Source organism: uncultured Gimesia sp. (assembly GCF_963972345.1).
Lineage (GTDB): Bacteria > Planctomycetota > Planctomycetia > Planctomycetales > Planctomycetaceae > Gimesia.
On the sequence record NZ_CAXAVM010000060.1, the window covers coordinates 22756 to 35507 of the forward strand.

At 48.8% G+C, this 12752-nt stretch carries 12 protein-coding genes; 8 read left to right on the plus strand and 4 right to left on the minus strand.

Going from position 1 to position 12752, the window contains the following annotated elements:
• Nucleotides 1–39 precede the first annotated feature (39 nt).
• Nucleotides 40–2964 carry a leucine--tRNA ligase gene (leuS, locus tag AACZ40_RS12280; RefSeq protein WP_339674551.1) on the minus strand — a complete coding sequence of 975 codons (2925 nt, stop codon included), beginning with the start codon at nt 2962–2964 and terminating at the stop codon, nt 40–42.
• A gap of 302 nt (nt 2965–3266) precedes the next feature.
• On the opposite strand from leuS, the gene AACZ40_RS12285 reads away from it, so the two are divergent.
• Entirely contained in the window at nt 3267–4232 is a 966-nt protein-coding gene (locus tag AACZ40_RS12285; protein WP_291170158.1) for a TIM barrel protein, read from the plus strand.
• A gap of 46 nt (nt 4233–4278) precedes the next feature.
• Nucleotides 4279–4659: a DUF5658 family protein gene (locus tag AACZ40_RS12290; protein WP_291170156.1), complete on the plus strand. Its 381-nt coding sequence runs from the start codon at nt 4279–4281 to the stop codon at nt 4657–4659.
• A gap of 25 nt (nt 4660–4684) precedes the next feature.
• Here the strand turns inward: AACZ40_RS12290 and AACZ40_RS12295 are convergent, their stop codons facing one another.
• Nucleotides 4685–5413 carry an RsmE family RNA methyltransferase gene (locus AACZ40_RS12295; protein ID WP_291170155.1) on the minus strand — a complete coding sequence of 243 codons (729 nt, stop codon included), beginning with the start codon at nt 5411–5413 and terminating at the stop codon, nt 4685–4687.
• 281 nt (nt 5414–5694) lie between these two features.
• Between AACZ40_RS12295 and AACZ40_RS12300 the strand changes: the two genes are divergently transcribed.
• Together AACZ40_RS12300 and AACZ40_RS12305 are read left to right on the plus strand one after the other, a co-directional pair.
• The gene (locus AACZ40_RS12300) at nt 5695–6525 is read left to right on the plus strand and encodes an AAA family ATPase (protein WP_291170154.1); all 831 of its coding nucleotides are present in this window, start codon (nt 5695–5697) and stop codon (nt 6523–6525) included.
• A 50-nt stretch (nt 6526–6575) separates the two neighbouring features.
• Nucleotides 6576–7271, plus strand: a complete 696-nt coding sequence (locus AACZ40_RS12305; protein ID WP_291170152.1) for an HAD family hydrolase — start codon at nt 6576–6578, stop codon at nt 7269–7271.
• Between the two features lie 47 nt (nt 7272–7318).
• On the opposite strand, the gene AACZ40_RS12310 is transcribed toward AACZ40_RS12305, so the two are convergent.
• Entirely contained in the window at nt 7319–8005 is a 687-nt protein-coding gene (locus AACZ40_RS12310; RefSeq protein ID WP_291170150.1) for an SOS response-associated peptidase, read from the minus strand.
• 152 nt (nt 8006–8157) lie between these two features.
• Here AACZ40_RS12310 and AACZ40_RS12315 point away from each other — a divergent pair, with 152 nt between their 5' ends.
• Nucleotides 8158–9111, plus strand: coding sequence for an aldo/keto reductase (locus tag AACZ40_RS12315; RefSeq protein WP_291170148.1), 954 nt, complete (start codon nt 8158–8160; stop codon nt 9109–9111).
• Nucleotides 9112–9134: 23 nt separating this feature from the next.
• On the opposite strand, the gene AACZ40_RS12320 is transcribed toward AACZ40_RS12315, so the two are convergent.
• Nucleotides 9135–9800, minus strand: a complete 666-nt coding sequence (locus AACZ40_RS12320) for a response regulator transcription factor (RefSeq protein WP_291170146.1) — start codon at nt 9798–9800, stop codon at nt 9135–9137.
• A gap of 1075 nt (nt 9801–10875) precedes the next feature.
• Between AACZ40_RS12320 and AACZ40_RS12325 the strand changes: the two genes are divergently transcribed.
• The 3 genes from AACZ40_RS12325 to AACZ40_RS12335 all read left to right on the plus strand — a co-directional run.
• A complete protein-coding gene (locus AACZ40_RS12325) occupies nt 10876–11367 on the plus strand; it encodes a chemotaxis protein CheX (RefSeq protein WP_291170144.1) in 492 nt (163 codons plus the stop codon).
• Between the two features lie 67 nt (nt 11368–11434).
• Entirely contained in the window at nt 11435–11800 is a 366-nt protein-coding gene (locus tag AACZ40_RS12330; RefSeq protein WP_291170142.1) for a response regulator, read from the plus strand.
• A 139-nt stretch (nt 11801–11939) separates the two neighbouring features.
• A partial coding sequence (locus AACZ40_RS12335; protein WP_339674553.1) for an HDOD domain-containing protein occupies nt 11940–12752 on the plus strand: 813 nt, incomplete at its 3' end.

The following is a 12752-nucleotide window of genomic DNA, read 5'->3' on the forward strand; positions in this document are numbered from 1 at the left end:
AGGGGTAAAGCAGCGTCTGCTTCTCCCCTGCCTTCCCTGTTACTTCACCACAAAGTTAATCAGTCGTCCGGGAATGACAATCGCCTTCACGATGGTTTTTCCTTCCAGATGCTGGGCGATCGTCTCATCCTGCTCCGCAGTCTGCTGCATGGTAGCCTGGTCGGCGTCTGCTGCGACTGAAACTTTCGATCGTAATTTCCCATTCACCTGCACCGGGATTTCCACGACCGATTCCTGCAACAGGGCTTCATCATATGCGGGCCAGGGCTGGTATGCCAGAGTTTCTGCGTGCCCCAGTACGCTCCAGAGTTCTTCTGCAATATGCGGCGCGAATGGGGAAAGCAGCAATACGAAATCAGACAACACTTCTTTGGACCTGGTTTTTAACGGTCCCATCGCATTCGTAAATTCCATCATACGACTGATGGCGGTATTGAAGGATAACTTTTCGATATCCTCAGATACGGCTTTAATCGTCTTATGCAATATGCGCAACTGATCTTCATCGGGTTCCTCATCGCTGACAGCGTCGCTTAAGGCAACTTCTTCCTGTTTTTCATCGATGATCAAGCGCCAGACGCGCCCCAGAAATCGACTGACGCCATCCACGCCACTCATGCTCCAGGGCTTGGTTGCTTCCAGAGGCCCCATAAACATCTCGTACATCCGCAGTGCGTCAGCGCCATACTGTTCTACAACGATGTCCGGATTGATCACGTTGCCACGTGACTTTGACATCTTATAGGCACGGCTGTTGACAGAGATGTCGGGCTGATCGACGAGTACAAAATCCTCACCCTGTTTCTGCACCTGATCTGATTCCAGGCGGATGATCGTCACGGGCTTACCCGAAGCTTTCTCAATCCACTTGGTTTCGGATTCATCAGATTCGGTCACGTCCTTTGCCGACACCCAGGTGCCATCTGTCTGTTGGAAGCCCGTTAATTCGACATCACCTAAAATCATGCCTTGATTGACGAGTTTCTGGAATGGTTCCGGACAGGTCACATGTCCACGGTCAAAGAGTACCTGATGCCAGAAACGCGCGTAAAGTAGATGCAGAACCGCATGTTCGCCGCCACCAATATACAGATCGACGGGCAACCAGTTCTTCTCGTTTTCCGGATCGATAAATCGCTCACTGTTTTTGGGGTCGGCAAATCTCAAATAGTACCAGCAGGAGCCCGCCCATTGTGGCATGCTGTTCACTTCGCGCAACAACCGCTTGCCGTCCGTACCTGTTTTATACAACCATTCGTCAGGCGCAGAAGACAACGGCGGTTCGGGAGTCCCGGCCGACTTGTACTCTTTCATTTCGGGAAGCTCAACCGGTAAACTTTCTTCCGGGTCCGGTCGCATCAAGCCTGTTATCTTGCCGTCCTCATCCAACTCGTGCCAGATGGGAAACGGTTCTCCCCAGAAATGCTGGCGGCTGAATAACCAGTCGCGAAGACGATAATTCACGGCCCCTTTACCAAGCCCCTGCTCAACCAGACGAGCCGTGATTTCTTTTTTGAAGTCTGCCGTTTTCATGCCATCAAATTCACCGGAATGAATGGCGGTCCCCAGGCCGGAAAAGGGAGTCCTCTTTTCACGCGCAATCTCCGCCTCCAGAGCCTGCTCGTCTTTAGATGGCTCGTAATTCTCTGGTGGTTCAACCACAGGGATGATGGATAAATCAAACTCAACGGCAAATTCCCAGTCTCGTAAATCGTGAGCGGGAACCGCCATGATGGCACCCGTGCCATAGCTGATCAAAACGTAATCGGCAATCCAGACCGGTATTTTCTCGCCGTTGACTGGGTTGATGGCGAAACTGCCGGTAAATACCCCTGTCTTCTCTTTCGCGAGATCGGTTCGATCCAGGTCGCTCTTGAGTGTCGCCTGTTTGCGATACGTTTCGACGGCCTGCTTCTGCTCAATTGTTGTCAGACGATCTACAAACGGGTGTTCGGGAGCAAGTACCATATAGGTAGCACCGAACAGGGTATCAGGACGAGTGGTATAGATCCGTAAGACGTCCGCTTCGGGATCCTCCGAAAATCCGGTCTCGCTGCGTGAGGATTTCCAGGCAGTAAATCCCTGCTCCAGATCGGCGTCTGATCCTCCCGCGCCCACATAGAAATCTACCTCTGCACCTTCACTGCGGCCAATCCAGTTTTTCTGTAACGATTTAATAGAATCGGACCAGTCCAGTCCCTCCAGTCCATCAATCAACCGATCGCCGTACTTCGTAATCCGGAGCATCCACTGCCGCAAGGGAATCCGCTCCACGGGATGTCCGCCCCGCTCACTTTTTCCATCGATAATTTCCTCGTTGGCCAAAACCGTCCCCAGTTTCGGACACCAGTTGACGGGCGCCTCATGCTGATATGCCAATCGATGGCGATTCTGGTAATGGCGGGTCGCGTCTTCTCCCTCCGCTTTCACTTTTTCGGGGATCGGCAACTCGCTGATGGGGCGGGCACGACCGACACGCTGCTTGCCATCCGGCCCGATCCATTCATATTCGGAATCAAACCACGAATCGAATAACTGCAAAAAGATCCATTGCGTCCAGCGAAAGTAATCCGGATCCGTCGTCGAAAATTCGCGACTCCAGTCATAACTGAAACCTAACATCTTCAACTGACGTCGAAAGGTGTCTATGTTCTTCTGAGTTGTGATTCTGGGAGGGGTCCCAGTTTTGATCGCATGCTGCTCTGCCGGTAAGCCAAATGCGTCCCAGCCCATGGGATGCAGCACCTGTTTCCCCTGCATACGGGCGTGGCGACAGACGATGTCAGTTGCCGTATACCCTTCGGGATGCCCGACATGTAAACCTTCGCCTGACGGATAAGGAAACATATCGAGTACATACAGCTTGTCTTTCCCTTCAACAAACTCACCGACTTTGAAAGTTTCCTGCTGATCCCAATAGGTCTGCCATTTGGTTTCAATCCGCTTGGCGTCGTAACGAGGCATTGTGTCCAGTCTTCCTAATCGTTCATGGGCACTATTGCCCGGCTCATAAAATGATTTTTGTGTCTGTGTGGGCCAGCAATGCCCGGTCAAGTATCGTAACAAACAGACAGTAATCCTGTCAGTGTTATCTATAGTAATAGAGTAAGTTTAGCCATCCGTAGAAACTTTGCAATTCTGCCTGTTTTTGATATCGAGGGTTTCTTTACGAGCCTTGATTTGTCAAAATACACAAGACCTGTTCCCGAAACAGCGGTTTTGAAAACTTACTTGAGTTGATAGTCCCTCATTCCGGAGTAAACATAATGGCAGTCAGTTCCGATTCCCCCTGTTACGGTGAAACCAGCAGACGTGATTTCCTGAAGTCTTCTTCCGCCTGGGGATTCGCTGCCCTGACAGCAGGTACGCTGATGTCAGACACCGCTTTGGCAGCAGGAGTTCAGAAAAAAGAGACTCCTGAGCATCTCAAGTTGAGTCTGGCCGCCTATTCTTTCAACCGTTACATGCAGCAAAGCTGGCCAAAAACCCGTGAGAGAAAAACGCCAGCCACCATGACCATACAGGACTTTGTCCGCTACTGTGGCGAACTGAAACTGGATGGTTGTGAACTGACCAGCTACTACTTCCCCAATCCCGTCAGTGACGATTATCTGAAAAAGACCCGTGATCTCGCCGGTTCACTGGACCTGGAAGTTTCCGGTACAGCGATTGGAAATGATTTCTGCCTGCCAAAAGGGACCGCCCGGGACGAACAGCTGGAAATGACCCGGAAATGGATTGATTATTCTGCGATTCTGGGTGCTCCCGTGATTCGAATTTTTGCCGGTAAGGTTCCCAAAGGGGGAAAGGAAGCAGAAGCCATTCGCCTGTGCCAGGCAGGCATCAATGAATCTTTGAAGTACGCTGAGAAAAAAGGAGTCAGCCTCGCTTTGGAAAACCACGGGGGCATCACATCGACTCCCGAGCAGATGATGCGGATCATTGAGGGTATCGATCAATCTCCTCATTTCGGGATTAATTTCGACAGTGGCAACTTCCGCACAGAACATCCATATGAAGATCTGAAAAAGATCGCACCACTGGCGATCAATGCGCAGATCAAGGTGGAAATGGGAGTCCGTGGAAAAGAAGTTCCCGCAGATATCCCGCGCATCGTGAAAATCCTGAAAGACGCGCACTATAAAAACTTTGTCGTTCTGGAATACGAAGCGGATGAAGAACCGAAAGAAGCGATTCCCGTATATATCAAACAACTGCGAAAACTGATCTGAAGTCAATCGCTTTTCTGTCCCGACATAGATCATACGAGATTCAATCATGGATGAAACTGAAACGAAGCCTCCTGAGAAGGCAAAAAGGCGCGCGTTCTGGAATCATCAGCTACCGCTGGAGCGCGAGACCTGCGTCTTTATTCTGGTCAATGCGCTGGATGTCTTTATGACATACCTGTTGCTGGTCACTGGAAATTTTCGTGAATCCAATCAGCTGGCGAATTATTTTATCGCGGGCTGGGGCATTAAAGGCATGGTCTACTTTAAGTTTACCCTCGTCGCTGTTGTCACGGTAATTGCTCAAATCGTCGCACGCAAAAAGATGTCGACGGGACGTAACCTGTTGAACTTCGGTTCGCTGATCGTCGCTGGCGTCGTCATTTACAGCTTTGCTCTCTTCATGCGCTCAGGCGATCTGTTTAAATAATAGCGTCTGCAGACCGCGAGGCCGTTCATGCATCGTCACGGGATTCTATCAGTCGAATCAGTCCGGCAAACAGAATCGCCGCCGTCTCCATTCTTAAGATACCCTCGCTCAGCCTGACAGCTTCCGCGCCCTGATTCAGTGCAGTCTGGATTTCCAGAGGAGAGAACCCTCCTTCCGGTCCAATCAGAATAACCACCGCTGCTTCAGAATTTTTGACCGGTTTAAACAGATCAATTCTACTCCCCTTCGGGTCAGCAATCAGCAGGCGACACTCTGTCTGACTGACTGCCGACAGGAATTCGTCCCATCTCTGCAGCTCTGCCAGTTCCATGAGCTGAATCTGCCCGGACTGCTTGGCAGCAGAGACGATTGTCTGTTGTAATTTTTTCAATCGATTCCCGCCAGGATCAACACTACTGCGTTCTGTCAGCAGGGGAACCAGTTTTGTCACACCCAGCTCTGCTGCTTTCTCAACAAGCCAGCGAAAGCGGTCTCCTTTGGGTACGGCAGTCGCCAGAATCAAGGGTCTCTGTGAGCTGGCCTGAACTGCATGTCTGGCGGTCACCTGGATTTCCACCGATTTCCGGGAAGTATTTGTGATGACCCCTTCTGCTTCCGCACCCGTCCCGTTGAATACCAGCACACTATCACCAGTTCGCATACGAAGGACATGCAGCAGATGATGCGCCTCGCTGCCATCCAGCAGTAACTGATCCGTATCAAACGGGCCGTCATAAAAAAAACGATGTGGCATAAATGTTCTCGGAATCGATCGGCTCAGAAAAACTTTAAGCTCTTTAAATTACGTAAGTTGAGAAAAATCAGACAACTCAGGCGGGGTTCGGTCATGCCGATAGCATCGAATGACCGATTTTATCAATAAGAAGAGTTCTTTCAGATGACCCCACTCGTTTTCTGAACAGGCACACTCTTCATTTTATGGATGGTATCTCTCTTCCGGTAGGTTCTGCAAGGAGCAGAGATTCAGAACACGCAGGTTCGAACTCAATATTCAAACAGGTCATAAAAAGAATCATGTATTGCGAATTCTGGAATTTGACACAGGCCCCCTTCAAACAATGGCTGGATCTGGAATACTTCTTTGAAAGTGAATTCCATGAAGAAGCTTTAGCGCGTCTCCTGTTTGTTGCAGATGAACAGAAGAAATGCAGTATCCTCAGCGGGCCAGCGGGAACAGGGAAGACTCTCACTCTGAAAGTCTTTCAGCAACTGTTAAAACGAACTCCTCATCAGTGTGAATTAATCGATCTGATCGGCCTGGGAGAAGAAGAACTGCTCTGGCAGGTTTGTGCCAGCTTACGACTGGGGCCGGCACTTGATACACCACTACCCCGACTCTGGCGACAGTTGACCGATTATCTGAACGGCTTACAACTGACCCAGGGACGTCAGATACTGCTCCTGGACCATGTCGATCAGGCTCGTACCGAATGCATGCCTGCCATTGAGCGTCTGCTGCATGCTGGTAATCAGCAGTTCCCAACTTTATCGCTGGTTCTGTCGCTGGATCACCTGAAAGCCACAGACACACTCTCGCGAAATTCCGATCTGTCCATCGAACTGGATAGTTTCGATCAGGAAACGACAGAAAGTTACATTACGTCTCGCTTAAGCTGGTCGGGTTGCCAGTCGGATCTCTTTTCTGCCGCCGCATACCAGGAGATCCAGGCAGCCAGCCAGGGTATTCCTGCAAAAATCAACCAGATCTGTGACCTGGCATTACTGGCGGGCTTCGAACAGAACCTGTCCACCATTGACGCCGATGTCATCAAACGGGCCTGCCATGAGATAAAAGGGGCACCGGTTTCAAGAAACCGCATTTCCGAAGTCATCCAGCGCGTGTAGAATGCAGAAGTGATTCTCCCGTTCTCTACACCCTGATGATGTTGACTCAAATGCATGTCTGTCTGTTTGATATTGATGGCACCCTGATCGATTCCGGTGGTGCAGGCCAGCGATCTATCCTGCACATGCTGGAAGAGGAATTTCAGGTTTCCGCGCCAGTGGAAGGCATACCCACAGCAGGCCGTACCGATCATTCGATCATGGTAGACCTGTTTGAATACTTCAATATTGCCAACACCAGTGAAAACCGGCAGCGTTTCGAGCAAGGCTACCTCAATCTGCTCGCCGACAAGCTGAAAGAACATCAAGGCCGGGTCCTGCCGGGGATCAGAGAGATCCTGGACTCCCTTTCCCGACAGGCGAATGTTGATCTGGGACTGCTGACAGGCAACTTCGAACAGGGTGCGAAGCAAAAACTGGCACACTACGAGCTGGACCATTATTTTGACTTCGGCGCCTATGGAGATCACCATGTGGACCGGGATGACGTCGCCCACGAAGCCTTAAGACAAATTCGAGAGCGTCACGCCACTGAAATCCTGGAACAGACCTCCGTCTGGGTGCTCGGCGATACCCCCAATGACATCACGTGCGGGCGTGCCATCGGTGCTAACGTGATTGCGGTTGCCACGGGTGTCTATTCGCTGGAGGAACTGCGAAACTGTGAACCAGATTATCTGTTTGAACATTTCAAAGACGTGCAGCCAGTTTTGACTCTGTTTGATCCGCCTGAATCATTGATTTGATACAGAATGTCAGAAATCAGCGAGAATGAAATGAAAACATTCTCTTCTTAGAACAATGTCTTCTGCTCCTGAATCGGCGTGAGACAGTCCGGTGAATCATGCGATACCTTATTGACCTGCGAGCTTACCGGATGAACCTGCATTGCCTCTGCCGGGCAGGTCTGCAGTAGTTTTTCCAACTGAGGAACTGGTGTCGTCTCCGCACTCAACCAGCGGGCATACTGAGCGGGCTGTAATATGACCGGCATCCGGGGATGGATTGATTCCAGCAGAGGATTGGCAGCGGTGGTTAAAACAGTACACGTATCAACCTCAGTACCATCGGGGCTCTGCCATTGTTCCCATAACCCGGCCATCGCGAACAGAGGCTCTTCCCGCAAGCGAACACACATGGCCTGCCGTGAACGGTTCCCGGTACTCTTCCATTCATAGAACCCGTTGGCGGGAATCAGGCAGCGCCGATAGCGAAACGCATTTTTAAAAGCCGGTTTGGAGGAAGCGGTTTCGGAACGGGCATTGATCATTGCCTGTCCGGGAGCAGGATCTTTAAACCAGCCGGGAATGAATCCCCACTGAAAATGCCGGACCTGGTACTCCTGCTGGTTTTGCACAATAGCCATAACGGGCTGTGACGGGGCAATATTGTATCGGGGGGAAATCCGCGGAAACGTCACCAGCTGAAACAGCCGCATGATTTCTTCATCCGGTGAAAACAGAAAAAAACGGGCACACATAATCGCTATGAACCTTCATTTGTTTTGAAAGAAACATATGATACTGTTGCAGGAAACTGGTGACGAACCCCATTTTAATTGATTCGAAAACGAAATACTATCGACCTGTGATATCAGTCCCCCGCTGATCAATGCAGAAAGGATAAGAAGCCATGATTCCACTACGAAATATTGGTAATACGGACATTCAGATCACCCCCATCGCCATGGGTTGCTGGCCCATTTCAGGTGTCACCAGCGTGGATGTCACAGAACAGGCCAGCCTGGCAACACTGAAGGCTGCATTTGAATCTGGAATCAATTTCTTTGACACCGCATATTGTTATGGCTACGAGGGAGAAAGTGAACGACTGATTGCGCAGGCCTTAGGTGACCGACGGGATCGGATTGTGATTGCGACCAAAGGGGGCATTCACTGGGAGGGAACGAAACAGGTACGCGATGCCTCCCCGACCCGCATCAAACAGGAATGTGACGAAAGCCTGCAGAGGTTAAATACCGATCGTGTTGAACTCTACTATCTGCATGGCCCCGATCCTGAAATCTCAGTCAGCGAATCAGCGGGAGCATTCAAGGAATTATTGGCCGCCGGCAAAATTCAGTCTGTTGGTGTCTCTAATTTTACCCTGGAGCAGCTTCAGGAATTTGCCGACGTCTGCCCCATTTCAGCGTATCAGCCACGCTACAACATGTTGCAGCGTGACATTGAGAAAGATCGGCTGCCATGGTGCATTGAAAACGATGTCTCCATAATGGCTTACTGGCCTTTAATGAAAGGGTTGCTTGCAGGCAAGCTGGCCCGAGATCATCAGTTCGCGCCGGAAGATGGTCGGCAGAAGTATCCCATGTTCCATGGAGAGGAATGGGAGAAAAACCAGGATTTTCTGGAAGTCCTGCGTGCACTGGCCAATGAGATGAATCGAACAGTGGCTCAGATTGTTGTTCGCTGGACCATTCAACAGCCGGGGATTACCTGTGCCCTCTGCGGAGCAAAACGCCCTGAGCAAATTCAGGAAAACGCAGAAGCTTTGAACTTTGAACTCTCAGTTCATCAGCTTGAATCAATAAACCGGGCCATTGAACAGCGTGGCCCGATTCTTACCTGAGACGTGAAATCGGCACTGCCGCTTTAAGGCAGAATCAAACCTTCGCGGATCGAATACCGTGACAGTTCGACACGATCATGAATACCCAGTTTGTGCATGATTCGATATTTATGGCTGTCGATCGATTTTTCCGAGAGATGCATGGAACGTGCGACTTCTTTGACACTTTTCCCCCTCGCCAGATGTCGGAGCACTTCAATCTGCCGGGATGTCAGCGAGGTAAGCATGCTTTGCGACTGTATCGAATAGCGTTCTTTCTTGTGATCAAAAACCAGCCGTTCCTGGACCGATTGTGAAAAACAGTACTCGCCACGCGAGGCCTTTTTGATGGCATGGATCAATGATTCAACAGGCTCCCCTTTTAGTAAGTAGCCTTTTGCATTAACCCTCAAAGCCAGTTCAATGAAAATGTCTGAGAGATATCCCGTCAGGAAGATCATTTTCGTATTTTTCAGCCGAGAGGAAATCTCTTCGGCGATATCAAATGAACCGCGTCCGGGTAGTTCTACATCCAGAATGACGACATCGGGTTCTGTTTCCAGAATCAATGCCAGACCGTCATCCGCATTTGTTGCTGTTCCTACAACTTCAATATCGGGATCACGCTGAAACCGGGAGACAATCGCATCTACCAGTACCATGTGATCATCGACAAAAACAACTCGAATCAGATCTGTTGAAGTTAACATATTGGTCGGCCCCCGGATGATTTGAGAATTAAAAGATATCAATTAACTAATGATTCAATCTCAATTCTGCAGTTACTCGGTGTGCTTCTGCTCCTGTAGAATATCTCTGCATTTCTTTGACAGCTCGAGCACATCGCTGGTCGCGGATTCAATCGGTGGAACTAAATCCCGGAGGACGCCTGCAAGTTCCGACTCAATCTCGTTGGATGACAATCCATTCAGATAGTCATGTTGACACTGTAAAATTGTTAGAAAATTATTTAATCGGTGACATGTAGAACGAACGTCTTGAGCGAAGTCAAAACAGTCTTGATGTGATATCTGTCCCATGGACAAGTTATGCCTTTTGGTTTACGGGCAACTATATAAATATATCAGCATGTAACAATGTTGGACTGAATCAGTTTTTTTGACTTCGTTCACAGATATGACAATTTGACGCATAACAGTTTCTTAACCTGACGTCCATCACCAGAATCGCAGGTCAAAAACCGCTAACCAGTATCTCATGGTAAGCAAAATCGAATTGTTACCTCAACAGTAATTGTCAGATTTTGCAGTATCTTACCTACACTTTGATCGTCATTTTCACTCAAGTTTGTGATCGATTCCCCTCACAAATACCGGAGTTCCTTGTCCTCTATTATTCCAAAAAGACGTAAACGCTTATATACAAACCTTCTAGGCCGCGTGACAGGCATAGGGAGGGATTCCCATGGATTCATCTCTTGTCAATTTTCCCATATTTCCAAGGTTGATTTTCCTGAGGAGGGATTTGCCTTAAATGTGAGGCCTTCACCTCCATTACAGTCCTTACAGCCGGAATACTCGGTCATTACAAACTGCCCGAAGAAGTATTATTCGGAATATCGTGTTGATATTTTAGCACATCTATTTTTTCGTGATCTATGTTCTAAGTGCACATTTACTTTTGAAGCATTGTTCGTCGACTGGCTTCTGTTGTGGAATCAGGGCAACAGGCACGAAAACACATTGACAACATGACTTCTCTAAAAGCCCTCAGTAGAACTGAATCACTGAAGTTGAATGATTCTCAGGAAACAGGAATTAGATAATGCCGTCAAGCAGTACCCTCGGTAAGTCTGAACTCACCGCAGAATTTGTGAATCCCATCATCAGCTCGACCATCTCTGTATTTGAAATGATGTTGGGTTGCACGCCAAAACGAACGGGCTTAAGCCTGAAACAGGACCTCATCCCTCAACACGAATTGAGTGCCGTCATTGGAATTTCGGGGAGAGCAGCAGGGACTCTCGTATTAAGCCTGTCCAAGAGCGTCGGCATCGGTGTGCTGGATCGAATGGTGGGAATCACCACAACTGAAATCAACGACGAAGTCTGCGACGCTGTCTGTGAATTAGCAAACATGATTGCAGGATCAGCAAAGGCACAACTGGAACACCTGGAAGCCTCCATCAGTATTCCCAACATTATTACCGGGAAGGGACACACGGTTCATTATCCATCCAATGTCTCTCCCATTTGTATCGCTTTTGACTCAGAGATCGGGACTTTTTCTATCGAAGCAGGATTTTCTGATCGCTAAACGACCTGTTTAAAAAAACGTAAATTTGAACGACCAATCGAATTAAAAATAGATAAAGGCTAATTCCATGAAAGTGTTACTCGTAGATGATTCCGGCACAATGAGAACAATCCAGAAACGATGTCTATCGAAACTGGGAATTGAGGATGTCACAGAAGCTGAAGATGGCGTACAGGCTTTAGAACTGTTTGTTGCCGCGAATTTCGACATCGTGTTAAGTGACTGGAATATGCCTAACATGGACGGCTTGCAGTTGCTGAAAGAAATTCGTCAGCGCAACAAAGATATTCCCGTCATCATGATTACCACAGAGGCAGAGCGTGCCAGAGTTGTCACCGCAATTCAGGCTGGTGTTTCGGATTATCTGGTGAAGCCATTTACGCCAGACAGTCTGAAAAGCAAACTGGAACGCTGGGTGACATCCAACGCCTGAAAAGCCAGCCAGAAGATCAACAATATTATCTCGCCTGAATTGGAATCAGCATGAGGTAACAATGCCCGGCTTCTGAAATCGGTATCTTATATTACAGCTATTCCTCTATCGATGTGTATTTCCACAAAGGTCACGGATAATGATTTCTCCTGAAAAAATCTGGTCTTCTGATCAATTACCTACTTTGCCTGCCGTCGCTGTTAAGTTGCTTGATCTTTCCAAGAACCCGGATACCGACATCAAAGAAGTGATTGATACGATCAAAGCAGATCCGGCGATTACCGCAAAAATTCTGAAAGCAAGCAACTCTTCATTTTTTGGTTTAAGATCGGAATGCAAAGGAATCGAGCGCGCTGTACCACTGCTGGGTACGATGGTAGTGACCTCACTGGCATTGAGCTTTTCACTTTCCGAATCAGCAATTACACAGGGGCCTCTCAAGTCTCGATTTGACGCTTACTGGAAACAGTCCATCATCCAGTCAGCAGCGGCAGAACTGCTAGCAACAAAATCAGGCAATGACCTGAAGTATGACAGTTTCCTGATCGGACTGCTGCAGGATATCGGACACCTTGCCATGCTCAGATCGATACCTGTCGATTTATTAGCTGTCCTGGAGCAGGCAGAAAAAGAACAGCGTGAGACCGCTGAAGTAGAATCTGCAGTACTGGGAATTAATCACACAGAAGTGGGTGTCAAGATGATGGAGCGCTGGCAATTGTCAGAACAGTTCCAGACTGCGATTCAGCATCATCATGACTCTCTGGCCGAATTGAAAGCACTTGATTCACATCCGGACTTCAACCTGATTATCATCATTGCCACTTCTGCAGCAATTGGTGACTACTTCTGCTCTCCTAACAGCGGACTGGCATTACAGAGACTTCAGGATTTAACGTCTGAATTTTACAATATGCCACACGATGACACACATGGATTTCTGGAACAGGTG

Bases quoted from the DNA above. Each gene is read 5' to 3' on its own strand.
- AACZ40_RS12330 (WP_291170142.1), top strand. From the start codon at position 11,435: ATGAAAGTGTTACTCGTAGATGATTCCGGCACAATGAGAACAATCCAG.
- AACZ40_RS12315 (WP_291170148.1), top strand. From the start codon at position 8,158: ATGATTCCACTACGAAATATTGGTAATACGGACATTCAGATCACCCCC.
- AACZ40_RS12325 (WP_291170144.1), top strand. From the start codon at position 10,876: ATGCCGTCAAGCAGTACCCTCGGTAAGTCTGAACTCACCGCAGAATTT.
- AACZ40_RS12290 (WP_291170156.1), top strand. From the start codon at position 4,279: ATGGATGAAACTGAAACGAAGCCTCCTGAGAAGGCAAAAAGGCGCGCG.
- AACZ40_RS12310 (WP_291170150.1), bottom strand. From the start codon at position 8,005: ATGTGTGCCCGTTTTTTTCTGTTTTCACCGGATGAAGAAATCATGCGG.
- AACZ40_RS12320 (WP_291170146.1), bottom strand. From the start codon at position 9,800: ATGTTAACTTCAACAGATCTGATTCGAGTTGTTTTTGTCGATGATCAC.
- leuS (WP_339674551.1), bottom strand. From the start codon at position 2,964: ATGCCTCGTTACGACGCCAAGCGGATTGAAACCAAATGGCAGACCTAT.
- AACZ40_RS12295 (WP_291170155.1), bottom strand. From the start codon at position 5,413: ATGCCACATCGTTTTTTTTATGACGGCCCGTTTGATACGGATCAGTTA.
- AACZ40_RS12285 (WP_291170158.1), top strand. From the start codon at position 3,267: ATGGCAGTCAGTTCCGATTCCCCCTGTTACGGTGAAACCAGCAGACGT.
- AACZ40_RS12300 (WP_291170154.1), top strand. From the start codon at position 5,695: ATGTATTGCGAATTCTGGAATTTGACACAGGCCCCCTTCAAACAATGG.
- AACZ40_RS12305 (WP_291170152.1), top strand. From the start codon at position 6,576: ATGCATGTCTGTCTGTTTGATATTGATGGCACCCTGATCGATTCCGGT.